Below are 19,839 nucleotides of genomic sequence, written 5' to 3'. Positions count from 1 at the left end.
TCGCGTACCGAACATCGGCGCGTCATGTTGTGCTGGCATTGTGGCAGCCGTAGCGGCGCTACACTGTCAAAAAGCTAACAATGTGCCGGCATATTGCAGCGCACCACCCGTCCATGCTGATCCGTCCCTTCCGACCTGAAGACGAACCCGCCGTCATTGCCTTGTGGCAGGCCTGCGGCCTGACCCGTCCGTGGAACGACCCGCGTCGCGATATCGCGCGCAAGCTCGCCGAGCAGCCCGGGCTTTTCCTGGTCGGTGAAGCCGACGGGAAACCAGTGGCCACTGCGATGGTGGGGTTCGACGGCCACCGCGGCTGGGTCTACTATTTGGCCGTACAGCCCGAGCTGCAGGGCCACGGCTACGGCCGCATGCTGATGGCGCAGGCCGAACAGCTGCTGATCGAACGCGGCTGCCCCAAGATCAACCTGCTGGTGCGCACCGGCAACCGCGCGGTGATCGATTTCTACGACAAGCTGGGCTACGCGCCCGACGAAGTGGTCAGCCTGGGCAAGCGGCTGATCCCGGATATCTAGCAGCAACAGACCGACGATCAAGGAGACGACATGACGTTCCACGGAAGCTGCCACTGCGGCAACATTGCCTTCGAGGTGGAGGCCGCAAGCATCCCGAGCGTGATCCGCTGCAATTGCTCGATCTGCCGCCGTCGCGGCCACCTGCTGTGGTTCGTGCCGCGCGCGACCTTCAAGCTGGAGACGCCCGACAGCAACGCGTCGACGTACCGCTTCAACACCATGAAGATCGCACACCGCTTTTGCCCGGTGTGCGGCTGCGGGCCGTACGCCGATGGCCAGGACAAGGACGGCAAGCCGATGGCGGCGGTGAACGTGCGCTGCCTGGACAATGTCGACCTGGACAGCCTGAAGGTCATCGACTACGACGGCCTGCACCACTGACGCCCGCCATGTTCCGCATCCTCGATCTCGACCACCTGGTGCTGCGCACCGCCAACGTGGACACGCTGCGACACTTCTATGTCGACGTGCTGGGCTGCAGCGTCGAGCGCGAGCAGCCTGACTTCGGCCTGACGCAGTTGCGCGCGGGCAGCGCGCTGATCGACCTGGTGTCGCTGGACGGGCCGCTGGGTCGCGCCGGCGGCGCGGGTCCGGGCACGGAAGGGCGCAACCTCGATCATTTCTGCCTGCGCATCGAGCCGTTCGACGAGGCCGCACTGCGCGCGTGGCTGGCCCGGCACGACGTGCAGGCCAGTGAGGTCGCGCAGCGCTTCGGAGCCGAAGGCAAGGGCCCATCGCTCTACGTCAGCGACCCGGACGGCAACGTGGTCGAACTGAAGGGTCCGCCTGCACCAGGCATCGACGATGCGATGACCGCACAGTAAGGCGCGTACCGTCGCGCAGCGTATGCGCAGGATCGCTACAATTTGCCACTGGTCCCGCGCGCCGCCAGCCATGGCGACTCCCCCGCCGGGACCCGCCATGACAACGCTAGAAGCCAGCTCCGATCCGGACGCCGCCAGTACCGCAGACTGTTCCGCAGACTGTTCCGCAGAAGCCAGCCCGGCACGCGCCGGCCCCGCGCAACCAGCCACGCCGCCGCGCCGGCTGGTCTGGATCCTCGGCCTGACCGAGACCATCTCCTGGGGCACGCTGTTTTTCGCCTTCACCGTGTTCATCGAGCCGATGATCAGCAGCACGGGCTGGTCCAGGCCCTTCCTGGCGGGCGGCTATTCGCTGGGGCTGCTGGTGTGGGCGATGTGCTCGTTCGCGGTGGGCCGGCTGCTGGACCGCGCGCCGGCGCGCAGGGTGATGGGCGCTGGTTCGGTGCTGGCCGGACTGGGGCTGCTGCTGTGGGCGTGGTCGCCCTCTCCCGCCATGTTCCTGCTGATGTGGGTGCCGATCGGGCTGGCCATGGCCACCACGCTGTACGAGCCCGCCTTCGTGGTGCTGCGCCAGGCCTATGGCGACCAGTACCAGAAGCCGATCATGGTGGTCACGCTGATGGCCGGCTTTGCCAGCACGATCTTCGTGCCGCTGGCGCAATGGCTGGTGCTGCATGCCGGCTGGCGCCCCACGCTGGTTGGCTTCGCGCTGCTGAACCTGCTCGTCTGCGCGCCGCTGCACGCGCGCATGCGCTACGCCACGCATCCCACCTACAGCGGCACGCCGACGGCCGGCGCCGGCGCGGGCAGCGCCGGCATCGCGCGCACCACGCTGCGCCAGCCGGTGTTCTGGGCCGTGGTGCTGGCCTTCACCGCAACCGCGGTGGTGGCCTCGCTGCTGGGCGCGCACCTGATCCCGATGCTGACCGAGAAAGGCCTGCCGGTGTCGCAGCAGCTGGCGGTGGCGGCGCTGATCGGCCCGGCACAGGTGGTCGGCCGCATGCTGATGATGCGCGCGGCAGTGCGCCACCCGGTGCGGCTGTCGCTGCCGGTCTACCTGCTGATGAGTGCGGGACTGCTGTGCTTCGCGCTCGGCCACGGTGCCTGGCTGATGGCGGCGGCGGTGCTGTACGGCTGCGCCAACGGCGTCAATACGATGTTGCGGGCAATGGCCATGCCCGAGCTGATCTCGCGCCATCACTACGCCACGCTGAACGGCCTGATGATGACGCCGGTGCTGCTGATGCAGGCCGCCGCGCCGTGGCTGGGCGCGCTGCTGTGGCGGGCAGCGGGCGGCTACTGGCTGATGCTGTGGGTAATGCTGGCGCTGGCGCTGGGCGCGCTGCTGGCGTTCGGCTACGCGCTGCACCGGCGTGGACTGCTGCGCCTGGCGGGAACCGCGCCATAGCGCTGCCACACCCCGGTCGCGCCGATGCACGACAATGGGGGTTTTTGCGGCCGGGCCGACGGCGCCGGACGCATCCCTGCATCACAATGTCCGACTCCAACTCGCCACCCGGCACCGCCCCGCTCGCCGTCACCCCTTCCACGCCGGGCGCGCTCGCGCGCGCGACGCGCAGCACCATGGCGCTGTTCTTCGTCAACGGCGCCACCTTTGCCACCTGGGGCGTCCATATCCCCACCATCAAGGCGCGTTTTGGCCTGTCCGACGCGATGCTGTCGCTGGCGATGCTCGCCGTCGCCGGCGGCGCCCTCCTGGCAATGGGGCCGGTCGGGCGCTGGGTCACCCGCGTCGGCAGCGCACGCGCGGCGACGGCCAGCGGCCTGGTGTTCGCGCTGGCCACGGTGGCGATTCTCGCCATGCCTTCGTTCTGGTGGCTGCTGCCCGCGCTGGTGGCGTTTGGCATGGCCAACGCCGGCTTCGACGTGGCCATGAACGCACAGGCCGCCACAGTGGAAGCCAGCCGCCCACGCCCGGTGATGTCGGCCCTGCATGGCATGTTCAGCCTCGGCGGCATGGCCGGCGCGGCCTTCGGCGGGCTGATGCTGGCGCTGGACGTGGCGCCGCTGGCGCACGCGGCGATGATGGCGGGCTTGACCGCGCTGGCTGCGCTCGCGGCCATGCCCGGCCTGCTGCCCGACCACCCGGTAATGCCGGGCGCCGCGCACCATCGCGACCACGCCGTGCGCGCGCTGTGGCTGCTCGGCCTGCTGGCCTTCCTGGGTCTGATCGGCGAAGGCGCGATGTATGACTGGACCAGCGTCTACATGCGCGATGTGACCGCGGCGCCGGCCGGCTGGATCAGCCTGGGCTACGCGGCCTTCTCCGGCGGCATGGCGTGCGGGCGCTTCGGCGGCGACCGCTTGCGCGCGCGCCTGGGCGATGGCGCCACGCTGACCACCAGCGCCTGGCTGGGCTTCGCCGGCATCGTGCTGGCGCTGGTAGTCCCGCGACCGCTGGCGGCGCTGGTGGGGTTCACGCTGATGGGACTGGGCGCGGCCAACATGGTGCCGATCTTCTTCGTGGCCGCGTCGCGGCTGCCCGGGGTGGCGCCGGCCGAGGCGATTTCGCGCGTGGCGCGCTTTGCGTACCTGGGGCTGCTGCTGGGGCCGGTGCTGATCGGCGGCGTGGCGCACCTGGCCGACCTGCGCGTCGGGCTGGCGGTGGTGGCGCTGACCATGGGCTGGATCGCGCTGGCCGGCGCACGCTCGGCACGGCGCTACCTTCCGCCGCGCAAGGATGGCCGCTGATCCGCGGCGGAAGACACTCAGGCGGCCGCGCGCAGCGGCGGCGTGCCGGCGCCAATCCCCTCGAACACGAAGCTGTCCATCGCCAGTACGCCGTAGGTGACCTCATCCGCCACCCGGACCACGCTGGCTGCCGGCGTACCCGCGCCTGCGGCCCGCGGCCCCAGCGCCGCCCCCAGCGCCACGTAGAACGGCAGCAGGTGCTCGTCGGTCGGGTGCGCGCGGCGGGCGTACGGGGCCTGGGCGCGGTAGTCGGCAATACGGCTGGTATCGCCGGTGGCCAGCGCCTCGTCCAGCGCGTCGCGCATCCAGCCGCGGAAGGCCTCGACATAGGGCTCGGCCTGCGGCCCGTGCTGGTCGCGGCGGCCACCGCTGCCGAACACCTCCTGCAGGTTGTGCGTGAAGCTGCCCGAAGCCAGCACCAGCACGCCTTCCTCGCGCAGCGGCGCCAGGGCGCGGCCGATCTCGATCTGGACGGTAGGGGCAAGGTAGGGATTCATCGCGAGCTGCACCACCGGCACATCCGCGTCCGGGAAGAAGTGCCGCATCGGCATCCAGGCGCCATGGTCGAGCGGCCGTTCATCGTCCTCGCCGACAAACCCCGCGCCGGGAATGGCAGCGGATTCCACCAGCGCCTTGACCCGCGCGGCCAGTTCCGGCGAGCCGGGGGCATCGTAGCGCAGCGCGTACAGCTCGCGCGGGAAGCCGCCGAAGTCGTGCCAGGCTTCCTGGCGCTCGCGGCGGCTCACCGCCAGCGTGCTGTAGATCCAGTGCGCCGACACCACCAGCACCGCGCGCGGCGGCTGCGCGCGCAGCCGCTCGCCGAGTGCGTCGAAGGCCGCGCCGGTGGGGCCGGGATCGATGGCTAGCATGGGCGAACCGTGCGAGATAAACAGTGCGGGAAGCATGGCGTCGGGTTTCATTGATCTGCTCATTGATCCGTGTACTTGCCATTGAGTTTGGCAAAGATCGGCCGCCGGCATGGCCCGCTTTTGCGCATCTTTCATGCAAAAAAACTGAACTGCCGCGCGCGGCGTGGGCTTGGCCACACACCGCCGCAGGCGTGCTGGGACGCCGCCGGGCACCGCACCCTATGATGCAGCCGAGGGCAAGTGCCGCGCCCGGCAAGCCCTACGGCCAACGCATGACGCCGCCAGCACGCCACGCGTGCCGGGTGGCCGGAGACATCGTGGTACCGAATCTGCTGCGCCGCCCCGGACGGCGCTTCCCCCGTCCCGCCCAATGGTGGCAGCCTGGCGTCTACGGCAGCGTGCCGGCGGTCGCGCTGTGGATCGCGGCCAGGCTGCCGGCGCAGTGGCTGTGGTCGCTCGCCGGCCAGCCGGATGCCGGTGAGTGGCTGAACCAGGCGGGCGATACGGTGTTTGTTGCCGGCTGGGCCGGCAGCGCGCTGATGCTGTGGCTTGGCCGCCACCGGCCCGCGCCGGCTGCCAGGTCCGAAGCGGTCGATGAGAGCGATGCGGGCGCGCAGCGGACACCCCGCCGCCATCCGACGGCCTGATCTGGCCATTGCCGCTTCCGCGCCCGCTTCAAAGAGTCGGCAAACCGATCTGAAAATTTTTGCGCACCGCCCCCTCGCCTGCCCGCGTGGCTAGAATGCGTCGGACGGCTGCCGGCCTCGCGGCGCGCCGCGTGAGCCGTGTGCCAGGGGAATACCCATGTCCGTACGCCTGCCGACTGCCCGGCTTCGCGCCAGCCTGCGCCGCGCTGCCCGCTGGCGCGCCGCGGCGGCGGCGTTCGGCTTGCTGGCCGCGGGGACCGCGCACGGCCAGGCCGGCAATGGACTGCAGCTGGCCGGTGCCAACGTGCAGCGGCACGCCAACGCGGTGCTGTCGCTGATGGCGTATTCGGTGGTGCCCGACCTGACTTCCAGCTCGCTGTCGATCAACAACGCCAGCACCGACGATCCCGGCATCGTCATGTCACAGCTCGGCGGCGGCTTCACCATCAGCAAGTCGTTCCCGCTCTACCTGGAAGGCGCGATCGCCTATAGCCGCTACGATCCCACCTTCATTGCCAGCAACGGCACCGAATCGCGCTCCATCCCGACACGGTGGAACACGTTCTCCGGCACCATCGGCATCGGCTGGGATTTCCCGATCACTGCCGACAAGGAACTGGTGATCCGGCCGATCTTTAATTTCTCGCTGGGCAATGTCTCGAGCGACCTGTCGATCGGCAAGTTCGCGCTGGAACGTGTGACGGACCGCCAGATCGACTTCCTTGATGGCGGCAGCCTGAACGCCTACGGCCTGGGCGGCTCGTTGATGCTGGACTGGGAGCACTACCGCGAGAACTACGAGGTCGACGTCGAGCTGCGCTACACCAGCATCCACCTGCAGAGCTTCGGCGGCACCGCCAGCGCGGTGAGCGGTACGGCGACAGCGCAGACCGCCAACCTGTGGGCGCGCTGGCGGGCGCCGACGGGCCTGCGCGCGCTCGACCGGCCGGTGCGCTATGTGCTGGAGCTGTCGCATTCGCACTATTTCGGCAGCCAGGCCGGTATTCTCGGCTTCAACTACCTGACCACGCTTGGCACCGGGCTGGAACTGGATACCAGTGCGCATGAGGTTTTCGTCACGCGGATACGGGCGGTGGTGCGCTATGTGTTCGGCAACAATGTGTCGGGGGTTTCACTGGGACTGGCGGCCAGCTTCTGACCACGCCCAAGGAGTGGGTTGCCCTCACTCCGCGTCATCCCCTTCCCGGTAAATGTTGATCACGTGCCGCGCCTCGAAGCACAGCGGCATGCCCGGTGCCATCTCGTCGGTGCAGTACGGCTGGTTGTCCAGTTTGCCGATATAGAGGCTGCCCTCGCGCCCGGTCACGATCACCCACATCCGCTCGACATGGACCTCCTCGCTGCAGTCTTCGTCCGCCACCAGGATGCGGAAGATCAGCTTGACCTGCTGGCCCGGGACCAGCGCGTCGCGTTCCTCAGGGGACGGGATCCAGAAAGTGTCGGGGTGGGCGGCGGCAATGGGCTCGCCGTCATCCAGTTCCCAGCCGTCTTCGTCCAGGGTCGTCAATCGCATGTCCATTTTCAGCCTTCCGCAATATCTCAGGTGCGGGCATGATCGCAGCAAATGCGGCGCGCCGCGAGCCGGTGGAGCGGCCACCGCACCGGATCCACGACCGGATCCGCCAAAAAGGGAGAAAGGTTACGCATGACGAGCAAGAAGGAAGCGCAGACAGCGCCGGTAGCGCCAGTACGCTGCGGCTGGTGCGGCACGCTGGATGACTATTGCCACTACCACGACCACGAGTGGGGCTTCCCGGTCGCCGATGACCGGCGCCTGTTCGAGAAGCTGTGCCTGGAGGGCTTCCAGGCTGGCCTGAGCTGGCTGACCATCCTGCGCAAGCGAGAAGCCTTCCGCAAGGCCTTTGCCAACTTCGACATCGACAAGGTGGCGCGCTTCGGCGAGCGCGATATCCAGCGCCTGCTCGGCGATGCCGGCATCGTGCGCCATCGCGGCAAGATCGAGGCCGCCATCAACAACGCGCAGCGGGCGCGCGAGTTGCTAGAAACCGAATCATCGCTGGCCGCCTATTTCTGGCGCTTCGAGCCCGATCAGGCCAGCCGGCCCAAGCTGTTGACGCCCGAGGTGCTGCGCGCCATGGCGATCTCGCCCGAGTCGACGGCGCTGTCCAAGGACCTGAAGAAGCGCGGCTGGCGCTTTGTCGGACCGACCACCATGTACGCGCTGATGCAGGCAATGGGCCTGGTCAACGACCACCAGGAAGGCTGCGCGACGCGGGCCGAGGTGATACGGGCGCGCAAAGGGTTCAAGGTGCCGCGTTAACGCTTGTCCGGACGTTGACGACACACGGTATACGCACCCTTCCGGGCGACGCCTTGTTCAGCACCCGACAGCTGCAATCGCTGCAACGGTCTTGGTGGTGGTTTTTATATTGTTTACGTATGTAAACATAGTAGTAGTAGGTAAACCGGTCGCCGCACCGTGGATAAGTCACCTTTCCTCTTTTCCCTCAAGGACTTGCGAGAAAGATAACCACGGTGCCAGCGCACCCCGTATACGTGGACAGCCCGGCGCTTGCGTATACATGCGCGGCAGCGGATGACGGTTGTTCGTATACGTCCCACAGCGCGCCCCCAGGCGGGGCACAGCTTGTCCGGCGAGTTATCCCCAGGCGGCGGGCGCAGATGTCCACAGCTGCCTAGCCGGCGGCGACCGTCCTGGCGGCGTATACCGGATCGACGTGCGTCATCACGTTGAGCACGTGGTGATGGGCTAGCGCGCGGCGCCGTGCCTCGACCGCGATCGCATGGCCTTGCGCCACGGTCAGCGTGCCGTCGATCTCCAGGTGCACGTCGACCAGCACCTGGTCGCCCATCTTGCGCGTGCGCAGGTCATGCAGGCCCTGTATGCCCGGCGTGCCGAGCAGGGTCGCCTCGATCGCCGCGACGGTTTCCTCGTCCGCGGCGCGGTCCATCAGGTCGCTGAGCGCATCCCAGCCGAAGCGCAGGCCCATGCGCGCCACCATCAGCCCGACCACGATCGCCGCCACCGGGTCCAGCACGTGGTAGCCGAGCAGGTTGCCGCCAATGCCCAGCGCCACCACCAGCGACGAGGCCGCATCGGAACGCGCATGCCAGGCATTGGCGACCAGCATGCTGGAACGCACGCGCCGCGCCACCGCCAGCATGTAGCGGAACAGCAGCTCCTTGGACACCAGCGTCACCAGCGATACCCACAGCGCCAGCGCCTGCACCGGCTGGGCCCCGCCCGGATGCTGCAGCTTGCTCACCGCGGCCCACAGCATGGCCGCGCCGACCGCCAGCAGCAGCCCGCCCAGCGCCAGCGATGCCGCGGTTTCAAAGCGCAAGTGGCCGTACTGGTGGTCGGCGTCGGGATCCTTGCGGCTCTGCCAGGCGGCCAGCAGCACCACGAAGTCGGAGAGCAGGTCGGACAGCGAGTGCGCCGCGTCGGCCAGCAGCGCCTGCGAGCCGGCGACCACGCCCGCGACGCCCTGCGCCGCGGTCAGCGCGATATTGACCGCCACGCTGACCAGCGTGCTGCGCCGGCCCGCGCGGTGGCGCGCGTCAGCTTCGGCCGCGGTCGCGGTCGCGGCGGTGGCGTCGTCCGGCAGGACGGCCGATCCGGGTTGCATGGGTTCACGCTGCATGGGTCAGCGCTCCACCATGGCCGCCAGGTTGGCGCGCACGCTGCAGCAGCGCGATCAGCTGGTCGTGCTCGGTCGGGGTCAGCCCTTGCAGCGCCTCGGCGGCGATCTCGTCGCCCACGCGGCGGGCCCGGTCGAGCGCCTTGCCCGCCTTGGGGGTCATGCGCGCCAGGCGTTCGCGACGGTCGGCAGGATTGGCACGGCGCACGATCCACCCGCCCTCTTCCATGCGGTCGAGCAGGCGGCCGGCCGAGATCGGCGCAACCTCGAGGATCTCTGCCAGGCTGGCCTGGTTGATCTCGCCATGGTGCGCCAGGTAAGCCAGCGCGCGGCACTGCGCGCGCCTCAGGTCCAGCGTGGACTTCGCCAGGTCGTCGAAGCGCTTGCCGCAAAGCCTCCCGACATCGGTGACCAGGAAGCCAAAGCGTTTTTCGGATTCCGATTCCATCGCGCGACTATAGCCCAAGAAGTCAGCCGCGATGTCGGCCAGGATACGCCGGCGTCCCACTGCCGTTGCCGGCCAGCCCGGCGTCCTTATAGTAGGCAGGCTTATTATTTCAGGCGACGAGACAACCCAGTCCGACGCGGCGCCGGGCGGCAACCGGCAAGCCTCCTGCATATCAATCCGTACAACCCTAACCTGCAGGCGCTGGCATCGCAGGGCGCCAGCCGTGCCGCGGACCTGGTGGCACTGAACCAGACCATCAACCAGCAGCCCGCGATGATCGCGTATCTGAACGACTTCAAGTTGATGTTCATCGCCACGCTATTGGTGGTGCCGCTGATCCTGCTGGTGCGGCCGGCCCGAGCCGGTAGTGACGCGGGCGGCGCCCACGCAGCGATGGATTGATGGGCGGCTGTGGCAGGCCGAGCTTTGCAAGCGTTGCTGAGTAACCGACGCTATTCCTCATTTCGGTCCAGCATGTGCCCGCCGTTGCAGCAATTTTTCCGCACGGCGTGGCAGCGCCGCCTGCAATGGTGCCGATTTCGTAACAGCGCTGGCGAAGCGCTTGCGACGCCCTTACCGTAGTCAGTGACCGGTATGCCGGTTACTGCAAGGAGGGCCCTTAAGATGGCGATTCGGTCACTTGCCTCGCACAGCACGTCGCAGCTGCGCCGCTTGGTCGGCCAGATGCAGGCGGAAGTCGATGCATTGGAACAACTGTCCACCCCCGATGCCGATGCGCAAAGCCGGCTCGGCTATGCCACTGCGCGGCTGCGCGATGGCATCGAAGCCGTGGAAGACGCGCTGCAGTCTCTGCGCGCGCTGCAACAGGTACGGCCCTCGGCGATGAAGGCCCGGCGGCCGACGCGGGCGGCATAGCACGCCGGGCTTTCATCGCCGAGGGCGTCTGCTTCTGTTCGGGACGATTGGCGACCGAAGGCGCACTCCGATCGCACGCCCGTCATGCGGCGCGCCGTCATCAAACGATTCAATCGGCTTCAGAAAAGATTGAATTCTGCCGGCCAGTCCGCGCTGCTAGAGTGCCCCTTGCCGCCCGGGCCAGAAGCCGGGCCATCGACACGGGCCGGCTATTCCAAGACACAAGCGAGGAGACTCTGATGACGAAACGCGTACTGGTGACCGGCGCCCTGCTGGCTGCAGTGTTCTTCGCCGGGCAGGCCGGCGCCCAGCAACAGCCGCAGGCACAACCGGCGCAACCGGCACAACCGGCGCAACCGGCACAACCGGCACAACCGGCACAGCCACAGAAGCCAATGACTGCCCAGGAGATGAAGGCGGCGTTTGCAGAAAAGTTCAAGGCCGCCGATACCGACAACAACGGCAAGCTGACCCGCCAGGAAGCCGAAGCCGGCATGCCCGAGGTGGCGAAGAATTTCGACAAGATCGACCGCAAGAAGACCGGCTACGTCACGCAGAAGCAGGTGGGTTCGTACGCGGTCGCCAAGGCCAAGCAGCGCAAGACGGCGCAGGACCCCAGCTCGCTGAACTGAAGACGGCTGGCCCGGGTCCCGTGTGGGACCCAAAAGCAAAACAACGCACGGCATCGTGAGATGCCGTGCGTTGTTTTTGTATGGAATCCTGGTGGACCGAAGGAGGATCGAACTCCCGACCTCTGCATTGCGAACGCAGCGCTCTCCCAGCTGAGCTATCGGCCCGTCGCGGAGGATTGTAGCCTACTTCGTCGGCGGCCTTCAATCCTCGGCCGCCGCCATGAGGACGCCGCGCAACATCGCCGGCAAGCTCAGGCGGCGATGCCGGGGTTGCCGTCCATGCCGCGCACGGTGGGCAGGTTCAGCGGCCGTGCGCTGACTTCCTTCGTGCTGCGCAGCCACTGCGCCATCACGTCCCAGATGGGTGCGCCGCCGTTGTTGCGCGTTTCCTCGGCCACCGGCGCCCAGCCTGCCACCTTGTAGGTCTTGCCCGCCTCCAGCGGCTTGCCGGCCAGGCGCATGTCGGTGATGCGCTTGCCCATGCCGGCGGTAGGATCGATGGTGTACTGCAGGCCGCCGACGCGCACCATGTCGCCGCCCTGCTGGTAGTACGGGTCGGGGTTGAACAGGTTGTCGGCGACGTCTTCGAGGATGGTCTTGATGGTCTCGCCACTCATCGCCGTCACGGTCGTGTACGGGTAGGTGATGGCGGTCTGGTCCATCAGGTGTTCCATGGTGATGGCCTGGCCCGGCAGCAGCGTGGTCCCCCAGCGGAAGCCGGGCGAGAAAGCGATCTGCGCGCCCTGCACCTGCATCAGGCCGTCCAGGATCAGCTGATCGAAGGTGCCGTTGAAATTGCCGCGGCGGTACAGCAGGCCGCGGTTGACGGCGAGGACTTCGGACAGCTTCTGTTCGTACGGCGCCCGTACCTTCTTGATGAGCGCGTCCATGGCCGGGTCGGCCGGCAGGTAATTGGCGAACACCGGCAGCAGCCGGTAGCGAAAATCCGCGACCTTGCCGCCCTTCACGTCGAAATCCAGCACGCCCAGGAACTTGCCGTTGGAGCCGGCATTGGTCACCAGCGTGGTGCCGCCGGCGTTCTTCACCGCCACCGGCCTGGGCACGCCGTCATGGGTGTGACCGCCGAGGATGGCGTCGAGCCCGCGCACGCGCGAGGCCAGCTTCAGGTCGACATCCATGCCGTTGTGCGACAGCAGCACCACTGCCTGCGCGCCTTTGCCGCGCGCCTCATCAATGACCTGCTGCAGGTTTTCTTCCTGGATGCCAAAGGTCCAGTCCGGCACGAAATAGCGCGGGTTGGCGATCGGCGTGTACGGGAAAGCCTGGCCGATGATGGCCACCGGCACGCCGTTGATCTCGCGGATCACGTACGGATCGAACACCGGGTCGCCGAAGTCGTTGGTCTTGATGTTCTGCGCCAGGAAGGCGACCTTGCCCTTGAAGTCCTTGTCGACGATTTCCTTGACGCGGTCCGCGCCGAGCGTCATTTCCCAGTGCGGCGTCATCACGTCGACGCCGAGCGCCAGCGCCGCATCGACCATGTCCTGCCCCTTGGTCCAGAGCGCCGTGGCCGAGCCCTGCCAGGTGTCGCCGCCGTCGAGCAGCAGCGCGCCCGGCCGGCCCGCCTTGAGCCGCTTGACCAGCGTGGCGAGGTGCGCAAACCCGCCGACCTTGCCGTAGCGGCGCGCAGCCTCGTTGAAATCGAGGTAGGTCAAGGCATGCGCCTGCGGCGTGCCGGGGCGGATGCCGTAGTGGCGCAGCAACGCCTCGCCGACCAGGTGCGGCGGCTTGCCGGCGTAGTCGCCGATGCCGAGGTTGACGTTGGGTTCGCGGAAATACACCGGCCGCAACTGCGCGTGGCAGTCGGTGAAATGCAGCAGATGGACGTTGCCGAAGCGCGGTACGTCGTACATCGACTCGGCGGCCTGCGCGGCGTGCGCGTCCTGGTAGGGGAAAGTCATGCCGCCGGCGCCGGCAATGGCCAGCACCTGCAGGAACTCGCGTCGGTTCATGTCTCTTCCTTGGAGAGTGTGTGCCGGTTTGTGCCGGTTTGTGCCGGTTATCGGCCGGCATCACGGACTATGGCTTTGCGTAACGCTCCAGCGCGGCCACGTCTTCTTCGAGCATCTCGCCCACCTCCTTCTGCACCACGCGCCCGCGCGCGTCGATCACGTACAGCTCGGGCAGGCCCTTGCGCTTGCCGAATACGGCCTGGAGCGCGGCGGAATCCATCGTCGCGGGGAAGGTGTAGCCGCGCTTCTTCATGTAGTCGATGGCTTCGCGCGGATCCTTGTCGATGCTGATGGTCAGCACCTGCAGCGACGTGCCGCGCGTGCGCTCGTACAGCTTTTGCAGGCGCGGGTTCTGCATCGCGCAGAACGGGCACCACGAGGCCCAGTATTCGACCACCAGCGGCTTGCCGGCCAGCGCGGCGGCGCGCAGCGTGCGGCCGTCGAGCGTCTGCACGTCGGGCAGGCGCACGGTGTCGCCCACTTCCAGCGCGGCGGCGCCGCCGGCGGCGCAGGTCAGGCTGGCGGCCAGCAGCCAGCGCAGCAGGACGGCACGCGCGCCCGCACGCATGGGGCTTACTGGTTGACCGGCGAGGCCGGGTCGAGCAGCAGCGCCATCACGTCGCGGATCTGGGCTTCGGTCAGGATGCCCTTGTGGCCGAAGCGCGGCATGTTGGAGCAGGCGGAATAGGCGTTCGAATCCCAGATCTTGCCCCACGTGTACTTGACCACTTCCTGCGAGTTGCCGCGCAGCTTGCCGTACTGGTACAGCGAGGGGCCGATATTGCCGAAAGAAATCTCGGCCTTGGTCATCTGGTGGCAGGCGTAGCAGTTGCCGCCGTTGGTGCCGCCGACCTGGTCGGTGAACTGCATGCCGCGGCCGTTCTGGGCAACCTTCTCACCTTCCTTCCAGTCGCCGAGCCAGTTGCTGTCTGCGGGGTATTTCACCTGCTTGAGCTCGGCGGCCTCGATCTTCTTCGCCAGCTTGTCCGGCACCTTGCTGCGGTCCGGGTACTGGCTGCAGGCCTGCTGCATGGCGTCCTGGTTGAGTACGCCTTCCACGGTGGCCGGTCCCCTGGACGAGAACGAATCCTCGATCAGGTGCTTCATGTCGGCATTGCTGACGGCGGCGGGCTTGGCCTTGGCCGGGCGAGCCTTCGCGCTGTCTTGCGCGTACGCGCCCGTTGCCAGCAGGGTGGCCAGGGCCGCGACGGCCAGTGCCTTGGTGTGTCGTTGCATGTTGTCTCTCCCGTACTCAGCGCTTCATCGCCGGGCCGTCGTAGGTGCCGCCGTTGGCGTTCTTGGCCAGGAACATGGTCAGCGCGGTGATCACGTCCGAGCCATAGGCGGGTTCGGGAAAGCGTTGCTGGCGCAGGCAGTCGTACAGGCGGTGCTGCATCGAGCGGACCTCGCCTTGCGACACGCGGTATGCCGGCCACGTGGTGTAGGCCGCCTGCGCGCCCTTGTCGGTCAGCAGGTTGGGCAGGTCCTGCAGGCGGATGCGCTGGCCGTCGACCGCATGGCAGGTGGCGCAGGCAAAGTCATAGGCGCCGCCACGGTAGAAGAACATCTTCTGGCCGAGGGCGTAGGTGCGCTTCTCTTCCGGATGGTTGAGCTGCACGTTCATCTTCACGCCGCGCGATTCGCCGGTCAGGTAGGCGACCAGGCGCTCGATGTCGGACGGCTTGCCCGAGGCCGAGAACGGATTCTTCGTCGCCTCTTCCCTGGTCAGACCCTGCAGCGTCGTGCGGCACCAGGCCAGCCGTTGCTCCAGGTCCATCACCTTGTTGGCGTCCTTGAAGTAGCGCGGCAGCTCGGCGTAGGCGCCCTTGGTCACGCCCGGGCCCTTGCCCAGGTCGCATTGCTCGAGCGAGGCGTTTTTCGGGCCGGCTGGCTTTTTCCACAGTTCTTCGCCGGCGGCCTCCCACAGCTCGGCGGGATTGCCTTCCGCCAGCATCTGGCGGTACTTGGCGATTTCGTCGGCGGTGCTGCCCTGCGCATGCACGGCGGCAGCGCCTGCGGCCGCCGCGGTGGCGGCCAGGGCCAGCGCAGCGCGCCGGGCCAGGCTTCGGATCGGTTTCATGGGGCTTCTCCTCGCGGCCGCGCCTTTCGGGACGGGCCGTTCTTCTCTTGTCTTGCCTTCAGGCAGCGCCAGCCCGGCTCAGGGCTTGATATAGGCGTAACCTTCCTCGGCCTGCAGGCGGGCGATCTCGACCACCCCGGCCTGTACTACTTTTGCTTCCATCAACAGCTGCGATTCAGTAATCCTGCGCGCGGTCAGCGTGTTGCGGCACACGCGGAACTCCACGCCTTCAGCCGCCAGCGCGCCAACCGGGCTCTCGAAACTGTTGCCGCGCGCATCCTTGGCGCCTTCGACCAGGAAATCGATGCCGTAGCCGAACGCGACCACCACGATCTTGGTGCCGGGGGCGCCATTCAGGTGGTTGCGCAGGTTGCCCATCGCGCGCACCGCCTGGTCGATGCCTTCCGACAGCTGGTACACCACCTTCACGCGCCCGCCCTTGCCCGCACCGGCTGGCGCCGACTGGGCCGATGCCTTGGCCGCGAGGCCGATGGCGGCCAAGGCTGCCGATGCCCGAATAAATGCTCGCCGCATAATGCTCCTTCCGGCCGGGTCCGTCCCGGCATTCCGCCCCGAACCTTAGCAGAGGACGGCGCGGCGTGCCGGCAACATGTCGGTCACAGGCCGGGATCGCGCGGGCTTCAGGCGATGGTCGCTTCGTCGGTGCGCTTGTCGCCCTTGTTGTCGACCCAGGTCACGGTGACCTTGTCGCCCTTGGCGCCGCCCTTGAACTTGAAGTTCAGGAACGGGTCCTTGGACACCGCCGGGCCGAACTGGGCGCGGAGCACTTCCTTGCCCTTGCACTGGGCGGTCACGGTCTGGATATGCCAGGCCGGGATGACCTTGCCGGACGCATCCTTGCGCTGGCCGGTCTCCATGTCGTGCTTCATCAGGATCTTTACATCAACCACGCCGCCGTTCTCGGTGGCGCGTACGCGCATCGGGTCTGCCATGTGTTTCTCCGGTTGCAGTTGGCGGAAATCTTGGTAACGGTGGGGCCGGCGTCAGCCGCCGCAGCCGCCCAGCGTGACCTTGATTTCCTTCGATGCCACGTACCACTTGCCGCCGGCCTTTACGGCGGCGTGCACCACCGAGGTCTGGCCCATCTTCACGCGCGTGGAGACGAACGGCTCGGTGCCGGCCGGGATGATGAAGTCGGCGGCCAGGGTATTGGGGTTCTTTTCCACCAGGATCGCGATCTGCTCGGTATCCGGGATGGTGCTGGTCACGGCCACCGGCACCACGGCGCCGTTCTCGGCGATGTCGGGGGCGTTGAAGGTGATGGCGGTGCTTTTCTCGGTGCCGCTGCCACCGAGGGCCTTGATCACGTCGGCAACGCTCTTGCCGTCAAAGGCGGTCTTGTTCCACTCGGCCGCCTGCGCTTCGCTGATCAGGCCGGTGGCGGCCATCAGCGACAGGACAGCGGTGACCCGCAGCACTTCTCGTCGTTTGGAATTCATGTCTTTGCTCTCCGGCTACTCCGTCCCAATCGGTTTGCGTGACCGCTTTGGCGGTACTCGTTGGTGTGTCTGGCTTGTGCCTTGCTGGTTCTACCTGTGTCCTGCTTGCGGCCGGTACATCGCCGGCCGCTGGATCTGTCCAGGTCGATCCGGCTTGCGCCGTCCGGCCCGTTGCATCGGTGGGCTGCCCGCGGGGGGCGGTCAGGCTTTACTTGGCTGGCGCGCCTGCGAGCACCCATTCGACCACGGTCTTGACGTCGGCGTCGCTGATGGCGGCGTTGGCCGGCATCGGCACCGGGCCCCAGACGCCCGAGCCACCGCTCTTGACCTTCTTGCTCAGGTTCGCCAGGGCGTTCTTGTCGCCCTTGTACTTGGTGGCGACTTCCTTGTAGGAAGGACCGACCAGCTTCTTGTCGACCTGGTGGCAACCCATGCAGGCGTTCTTGTTGGCGATCTCCTGTGCCTTGGCGGCATCGACCGCGTGGGCCGATGCGGCGGCGCCCAGCATCAGCGCTGCGATGACAAACTGCTTCATTGTTAAGCTCTCCAAGCTCTGTAAAGCCGTGGGGACGGCAAAGGCCGCTCGGCACGTACTGCAAACTGCTTCGCGGCATACACCGGCCGCCGCCTCGGGGGCACTGCGGCGGCCAGCCCGCTATTTTGCCTCAAGAATCCACCCCACCATGGCATGGACGTCCGAATCGGGGATCTGCGGCTGCGGCGGCATCGGCACGCTGCCCCAGGCGCCCTGCCCGCCTGCCTTGACCTTCCTGGCCAGCGCGGCGTGCACATCCTGGCCCTTGTACTTGCCGGCGATGTCCGCGAACGACGGGCCGACCAGCTTCCGGTCCATCGCATGGCAGGCCACGCACTGGTACTGGCTGGCCAGCCTGGCGCCTGCCGGCGCTGGCGTTTGAGTGGCTAATGCATCACTCGCAGACGCTGCGCCGCGTGCCGCCACGCCGCGCACCGGTCCGAAGCCGCGCTGCTGCTGCGCCAAGTCGCCGTGCGCGTCACGGGCATAGTCCGGCATCGCCGAGGCAATCGAAACCTGCACGGTGCAGTCCTTCATGCAGGCGGTATTGCGCGTGTCCGGGCGGCCGCGCCCGGGCCACAGGCCGTGGTCGGTGGTCATGCCGTCGCGATTGGGCATGCGCCGCTGCACGGCCGCGATATTCACGTCGGACAGCGTGAAGTCCGCCGGCACGATCTCGCCAAGGTGCAGCAGATACGCGGTGACGGCGTATACCTCTTTGACGGACAGGCTCTTGGGCGCGTTCCACGGCATGGCGCGGTGGATGTAGTCCCACAGCGTGCTGACCGTGCTGACCTTCATCAGCGTGGTGCGGTAGGGCTGGTTGCCGGTCATCGCGCCGACGCGGCCGCGTTGGATGTCCTCGGCCGTAGTGCCGCCCACGAGCGGCGTGAAGACCTCGTTGGACTCGCCGAAATCGCCGTGGCAGGAGGCGCACTTGCCGTCCCAGATCCTCTGCCCTTGCGCCACGGTGCCGCTGCCCTTGGGCAGGCCCTTGAAGTCCGGGCGGACGTCGATATCCCAGGCGGCCACTTCGGCCGGGGTGGCGGTGCGGCCAATTGCCGCACGTGCTTCGGCCGTGCCGGCGGCCCAGGAGGGCATGGCGCAGGCCGCGGTCAGCGCCAGCAAGGCGGCGCAGCGTTCAGCCCATATGGACATTGGACACCTCGCCGCCTGCCGCCACCTGCCAGCTCTGGATGGCGTTGTTGTGATAGATCGAGCGTGTGCCGCGCACAGCACGCAGCTGGGCCATCTTCGGCTGTACGTAACCGGTCTCGTCGATGGCGCGGCTCTGCAGGATCGCGGGGCCGCCGTCCCCACCGTCCCATATCCAGTCGAGGTTGAAGCGCGTCAGGCACTTGGACAGCACCGGCGCTTCCAGCCGCGCGGTGCGCCAGTTGCGGCCGCCGTCGGTCGAGACATCGACCCGCGTAATGCGCCCGCGCCCCGACCATGCCAGCCCGCTGATGTTATAAAAGCCCTTGCCCACCAGCTGCTGGCCGCCCGACGGCGTCGTGATCACCGACTTGCACTCCTGGATCGAGGTGTACTGGCGCAGCTTGCCGTCCGGCATCATGTCTACGTAGTGGATGGTCTCGTCCTTGGCGTTCCACGGCTGGTCGCCCAGTTCCAGCCGGCGCAGCCACTTGACCCACGACACGCCCTGCACGCCCGGCACGACCAGCCGCAGCGGGTAGCCGTTCTCGGGGCGCAGCATCTCGCCGTTCATGCCCCAGGCGACGATGATCTCGTCGGCCAACTCCATCGGGATGGTGCGGGTCATCGACGAACCGTCGCCGCCCTCGGCCAGCAGGTAACGGCCGCGGCGCAGGTCGGCGCCGGCGTCGTCCAGCAGCACGCGCAGTGGCACGCCGGTGAACTCACAGCACGACAGCATGCCGTGCGTGTACTGCACCGTCGGCACGGCGACGTTGCCCCACTCCATGCCGGTATTGGCGCCGCACTCGATGAAATGCATGCGCGATACCGTCGGCAGGCGCATCAGGTCGTCCATGGTATAGACCCGCGGCGCGCGCACCAGGCCGTTGATCATCAGGCGGTGGCGGGCCGGGTCGATATCGTGCCAACCCTGGTGGTGGCGCTCGAAATGCAGGCCGTTGGGGGTGATGATGCCGAAGAAGCCCTGCAGCGGCGCGAACGCGACCGATGCCGCCGAAACGCGCGTCAGGCCCGGCGACTCGCGCCGGATCAGGTTTTTCTCATGGACCGAGGGCTGGCCATAAGGCCGGGCCGCGACGGGCTGGCCGAGCGAAGTGGCCCAGGGCTGGGGCTGCAGGATGGCGGAGTCGCCGTCCGCGGCCAGCGCATGCCGGCTGACGGTGGCGGCGGCGATGCCTGCCGCGGCGCCGAGGAAGCTCTTGCGCAGGAAGTCGCGACGCGGCGCGTCCAGGCCGTGCCGGCCAATGTCCTGCTGCAGCGATCCGCTGACGAAGTGCTCGGGGGCGGGCACGATGCGCCCGGGCCGGTTCCGTTCCTGCAATGCCGTCTCCTCCGGCAGCTTGCGTCCGTGGGGCCGCGCCGCCTGTTATTCGTGCCGCCGCGCGCCTCGCGCAACAGCTATCGATGGGCCGGAAGAGCCGGATCGC

General features: G+C 67.7%; 23 protein-coding genes, 1 tRNA gene and 2 pseudogenes. 11 read left to right on the top strand and 15 right to left on the bottom strand.

Annotated elements, in window-relative coordinates; all coding sequences use genetic code 11:
* Window positions 1-113: 113 nt before the first annotated feature.
* The 5 genes from ACIP1U_RS11540 (at window position 114) to ACIP1U_RS11520 (ending at window position 4,069) form a co-directional block, all read left to right on the top strand.
* Window positions 114-533 (top strand): GNAT family acetyltransferase, encoded by a 420-nt coding sequence (locus ACIP1U_RS11540; protein WP_400314790.1) that lies wholly within the window; start codon window positions 114-116, stop codon window positions 531-533.
* A 30-nt stretch (window positions 534-563) separates the two neighbouring features.
* On the top strand, window positions 564-914 hold the full coding sequence (locus ACIP1U_RS11535) for a GFA family protein (protein WP_400314788.1): 351 nt from the start codon (window positions 564-566) through the stop codon (window positions 912-914).
* Between the two features lie 8 nt (window positions 915-922).
* Complete coding sequence (locus tag ACIP1U_RS11530) at window positions 923-1,357, top strand: VOC family protein (protein ID WP_400314786.1); 435 nt, start codon at window positions 923-925, stop codon at window positions 1,355-1,357.
* 97 nt (window positions 1,358-1,454) lie between these two features.
* Entirely contained in the window at window positions 1,455-2,765 is a 1,311-nt protein-coding gene (locus ACIP1U_RS11525; RefSeq protein WP_400314784.1) for an MFS transporter, read from the top strand.
* A gap of 176 nt (window positions 2,766-2,941) precedes the next feature.
* Window positions 2,942-4,069 carry an MFS transporter gene (locus tag ACIP1U_RS11520; protein ID WP_400314852.1) on the top strand — a complete coding sequence of 376 codons (1,128 nt, stop codon included), beginning with the start codon at window positions 2,942-2,944 and terminating at the stop codon, window positions 4,067-4,069.
* Between the two features lie 17 nt (window positions 4,070-4,086).
* On the opposite strand, the gene ACIP1U_RS11515 is transcribed toward ACIP1U_RS11520, so the two are convergent.
* A complete protein-coding gene (locus ACIP1U_RS11515) occupies window positions 4,087-4,974 on the bottom strand; it encodes a DODA-type extradiol aromatic ring-opening family dioxygenase (protein WP_400314850.1) in 888 nt (295 codons plus the stop codon).
* Window positions 4,975-5,255: 281 nt separating this feature from the next.
* Here ACIP1U_RS11515 and ACIP1U_RS11510 point away from each other — a divergent pair, with 281 nt between their 5' ends.
* Window positions 5,256-5,585 (top strand): hypothetical protein, encoded by a 330-nt coding sequence (locus ACIP1U_RS11510; RefSeq protein WP_400314783.1) that lies wholly within the window; start codon window positions 5,256-5,258, stop codon window positions 5,583-5,585.
* Window positions 5,586-5,742: 157 nt separating this feature from the next.
* On the top strand, window positions 5,743-6,744 hold the full coding sequence (locus ACIP1U_RS11505) for a hypothetical protein (RefSeq protein ID WP_400314781.1): 1,002 nt from the start codon (window positions 5,743-5,745) through the stop codon (window positions 6,742-6,744).
* Between the two features lie 24 nt (window positions 6,745-6,768).
* Here the strand turns inward: ACIP1U_RS11505 and ACIP1U_RS11500 are convergent, their stop codons facing one another.
* Entirely contained in the window at window positions 6,769-7,125 is a 357-nt protein-coding gene (locus ACIP1U_RS11500; RefSeq protein WP_400314779.1) for a DUF2314 domain-containing protein, read from the bottom strand.
* Between the two features lie 126 nt (window positions 7,126-7,251).
* On the opposite strand from ACIP1U_RS11500, the gene ACIP1U_RS11495 reads away from it, so the two are divergent.
* Window positions 7,252-7,887, top strand: coding sequence for a DNA-3-methyladenine glycosylase I (locus tag ACIP1U_RS11495; RefSeq protein WP_400314778.1), 636 nt, complete (start codon window positions 7,252-7,254; stop codon window positions 7,885-7,887).
* 376 nt (window positions 7,888-8,263) lie between these two features.
* Here the strand turns inward: ACIP1U_RS11495 and ACIP1U_RS11490 are convergent, their stop codons facing one another.
* Together ACIP1U_RS11490 and ACIP1U_RS11485 are read right to left on the bottom strand one after the other, a co-directional pair.
* A complete protein-coding gene (locus ACIP1U_RS11490; RefSeq protein ID WP_400314776.1) occupies window positions 8,264-9,217 on the bottom strand; it encodes a cation diffusion facilitator family transporter in 954 nt (317 codons plus the stop codon).
* An 18-nt stretch (window positions 9,218-9,235) separates the two neighbouring features.
* Window positions 9,236-9,677: pseudogene (locus ACIP1U_RS11485) on the bottom strand (MarR family winged helix-turn-helix transcriptional regulator).
* A gap of 171 nt (window positions 9,678-9,848) precedes the next feature.
* On the opposite strand from ACIP1U_RS11485, the pseudogene ACIP1U_RS11480 reads away from it, so the two are divergent.
* From ACIP1U_RS11480 to ACIP1U_RS11470, 3 genes and pseudogenes are all read left to right on the top strand, one after another.
* Window positions 9,849-10,079, top strand: a pseudogene (locus ACIP1U_RS11480) (EmrB/QacA family drug resistance transporter); the annotation flags it as partial.
* Between the two features lie 222 nt (window positions 10,080-10,301).
* Window positions 10,302-10,553: a hypothetical protein gene (locus ACIP1U_RS11475; protein WP_063240934.1), complete on the top strand. Its 252-nt coding sequence runs from the start codon at window positions 10,302-10,304 to the stop codon at window positions 10,551-10,553.
* A 239-nt stretch (window positions 10,554-10,792) separates the two neighbouring features.
* Complete coding sequence (locus tag ACIP1U_RS11470; RefSeq protein WP_400314774.1) at window positions 10,793-11,185, top strand: calcium-binding protein; 393 nt, start codon at window positions 10,793-10,795, stop codon at window positions 11,183-11,185.
* An 89-nt stretch (window positions 11,186-11,274) separates the two neighbouring features.
* On the opposite strand, the gene ACIP1U_RS11465 is transcribed toward ACIP1U_RS11470, so the two are convergent.
* The 11 genes from ACIP1U_RS11465 to soxC form a co-directional block, all read right to left on the bottom strand.
* Window positions 11,275-11,350 (bottom strand) — tRNA-Ala (locus ACIP1U_RS11465).
* An 86-nt stretch (window positions 11,351-11,436) separates the two neighbouring features.
* The gene (soxB, locus tag ACIP1U_RS11460) at window positions 11,437-13,158 is read right to left on the bottom strand and encodes a thiosulfohydrolase SoxB (protein WP_400314773.1); all 1,722 of its coding nucleotides are present in this window, start codon (window positions 13,156-13,158) and stop codon (window positions 11,437-11,439) included.
* Window positions 13,159-13,225: 67 nt separating this feature from the next.
* Window positions 13,226-13,726 carry a TlpA disulfide reductase family protein gene (locus ACIP1U_RS11455; RefSeq protein WP_400314772.1) on the bottom strand — a complete coding sequence of 167 codons (501 nt, stop codon included), beginning with the start codon at window positions 13,724-13,726 and terminating at the stop codon, window positions 13,226-13,228.
* Window positions 13,727-13,731: 5 nt separating this feature from the next.
* A complete protein-coding gene (gene soxX, locus ACIP1U_RS11450) occupies window positions 13,732-14,394 on the bottom strand; it encodes a sulfur oxidation c-type cytochrome SoxX (RefSeq protein WP_400314771.1) in 663 nt (220 codons plus the stop codon).
* Window positions 14,395-14,410: 16 nt separating this feature from the next.
* Window positions 14,411-15,238: a sulfur oxidation c-type cytochrome SoxA gene (gene soxA / locus ACIP1U_RS11445; RefSeq protein WP_400314770.1), complete on the bottom strand. Its 828-nt coding sequence runs from the start codon at window positions 15,236-15,238 to the stop codon at window positions 14,411-14,413.
* 78 nt (window positions 15,239-15,316) lie between these two features.
* Entirely contained in the window at window positions 15,317-15,772 is a 456-nt protein-coding gene (locus ACIP1U_RS11440; RefSeq protein WP_400314769.1) for a DsrE family protein, read from the bottom strand.
* Between the two features lie 107 nt (window positions 15,773-15,879).
* Complete coding sequence (gene soxZ / locus ACIP1U_RS11435; protein ID WP_400314768.1) at window positions 15,880-16,191, bottom strand: thiosulfate oxidation carrier complex protein SoxZ; 312 nt, start codon at window positions 16,189-16,191, stop codon at window positions 15,880-15,882.
* A 51-nt stretch (window positions 16,192-16,242) separates the two neighbouring features.
* A complete protein-coding gene (gene soxY / locus ACIP1U_RS11430; RefSeq protein WP_063240926.1) occupies window positions 16,243-16,698 on the bottom strand; it encodes a thiosulfate oxidation carrier protein SoxY in 456 nt (151 codons plus the stop codon).
* A gap of 208 nt (window positions 16,699-16,906) precedes the next feature.
* Window positions 16,907-17,233 carry a c-type cytochrome gene (locus tag ACIP1U_RS11425; protein ID WP_400314765.1) on the bottom strand — a complete coding sequence of 109 codons (327 nt, stop codon included), beginning with the start codon at window positions 17,231-17,233 and terminating at the stop codon, window positions 16,907-16,909.
* A gap of 120 nt (window positions 17,234-17,353) precedes the next feature.
* Complete coding sequence (locus ACIP1U_RS11420) at window positions 17,354-18,391, bottom strand: c-type cytochrome (protein ID WP_400314764.1); 1,038 nt, start codon at window positions 18,389-18,391, stop codon at window positions 17,354-17,356.
* Window positions 18,375-19,733 carry a sulfite dehydrogenase gene (gene soxC, locus ACIP1U_RS11415; protein ID WP_400314762.1) on the bottom strand — a complete coding sequence of 453 codons (1,359 nt, stop codon included), beginning with the start codon at window positions 19,731-19,733 and terminating at the stop codon, window positions 18,375-18,377. Before soxC ends, ACIP1U_RS11420 begins: the two co-directional genes overlap by 17 nt.
* Window positions 19,734-19,839 lie beyond the last annotated feature (106 nt).

Source organism: Cupriavidus sp. NPDC089707 (assembly GCF_044748965.1).
Taxonomy (GTDB): Bacteria; Pseudomonadota; Gammaproteobacteria; order Burkholderiales; family Burkholderiaceae; genus Cupriavidus.
This window is presented reverse-complemented; position numbering and strand designations above follow the sequence as displayed.

Coding starts and splice junctions, on each gene's coding strand:
- ACIP1U_RS11455 (WP_400314772.1), bottom strand. CDS start 13,726: ATGCGTGCGGGCGCGCGTGCCGTCCTGCTGCGCTGGCTGCTGGCCGCC.
- ACIP1U_RS11440 (WP_400314769.1), bottom strand. CDS start 15,772: ATGCGGCGAGCATTTATTCGGGCATCGGCAGCCTTGGCCGCCATCGGC.
- soxZ (WP_400314768.1), bottom strand. CDS start 16,191: ATGGCAGACCCGATGCGCGTACGCGCCACCGAGAACGGCGGCGTGGTT.
- ACIP1U_RS11525 (WP_400314784.1), top strand. CDS start 1,455: ATGACAACGCTAGAAGCCAGCTCCGATCCGGACGCCGCCAGTACCGCA.
- ACIP1U_RS11505 (WP_400314781.1), top strand. CDS start 5,743: ATGTCCGTACGCCTGCCGACTGCCCGGCTTCGCGCCAGCCTGCGCCGC.
- soxY (WP_063240926.1), bottom strand. CDS start 16,698: ATGAATTCCAAACGACGAGAAGTGCTGCGGGTCACCGCTGTCCTGTCG.
- ACIP1U_RS11530 (WP_400314786.1), top strand. CDS start 923: ATGTTCCGCATCCTCGATCTCGACCACCTGGTGCTGCGCACCGCCAAC.
- soxA (WP_400314770.1), bottom strand. CDS start 15,238: ATGAAACCGATCCGAAGCCTGGCCCGGCGCGCTGCGCTGGCCCTGGCC.
- soxB (WP_400314773.1), bottom strand. CDS start 13,158: ATGAACCGACGCGAGTTCCTGCAGGTGCTGGCCATTGCCGGCGCCGGC.
- ACIP1U_RS11490 (WP_400314776.1), bottom strand. CDS start 9,217: ATGCAACCCGGATCGGCCGTCCTGCCGGACGACGCCACCGCCGCGACC.
- ACIP1U_RS11540 (WP_400314790.1), top strand. CDS start 114: ATGCTGATCCGTCCCTTCCGACCTGAAGACGAACCCGCCGTCATTGCC.
- ACIP1U_RS11520 (WP_400314852.1), top strand. CDS start 2,942: ATGGCGCTGTTCTTCGTCAACGGCGCCACCTTTGCCACCTGGGGCGTC.
- ACIP1U_RS11500 (WP_400314779.1), bottom strand. CDS start 7,125: ATGGACATGCGATTGACGACCCTGGACGAAGACGGCTGGGAACTGGAT.
- ACIP1U_RS11535 (WP_400314788.1), top strand. CDS start 564: ATGACGTTCCACGGAAGCTGCCACTGCGGCAACATTGCCTTCGAGGTG.
- ACIP1U_RS11470 (WP_400314774.1), top strand. CDS start 10,793: ATGACGAAACGCGTACTGGTGACCGGCGCCCTGCTGGCTGCAGTGTTC.
- ACIP1U_RS11425 (WP_400314765.1), bottom strand. CDS start 17,233: ATGAAGCAGTTTGTCATCGCAGCGCTGATGCTGGGCGCCGCCGCATCG.
- ACIP1U_RS11475 (WP_063240934.1), top strand. CDS start 10,302: ATGGCGATTCGGTCACTTGCCTCGCACAGCACGTCGCAGCTGCGCCGC.
- ACIP1U_RS11515 (WP_400314850.1), bottom strand. CDS start 4,974: ATGCTTCCCGCACTGTTTATCTCGCACGGTTCGCCCATGCTAGCCATC.
- ACIP1U_RS11495 (WP_400314778.1), top strand. CDS start 7,252: ATGACGAGCAAGAAGGAAGCGCAGACAGCGCCGGTAGCGCCAGTACGC.
- ACIP1U_RS11420 (WP_400314764.1), bottom strand. CDS start 18,391: ATGTCCATATGGGCTGAACGCTGCGCCGCCTTGCTGGCGCTGACCGCG.
- soxX (WP_400314771.1), bottom strand. CDS start 14,394: ATGCAACGACACACCAAGGCACTGGCCGTCGCGGCCCTGGCCACCCTG.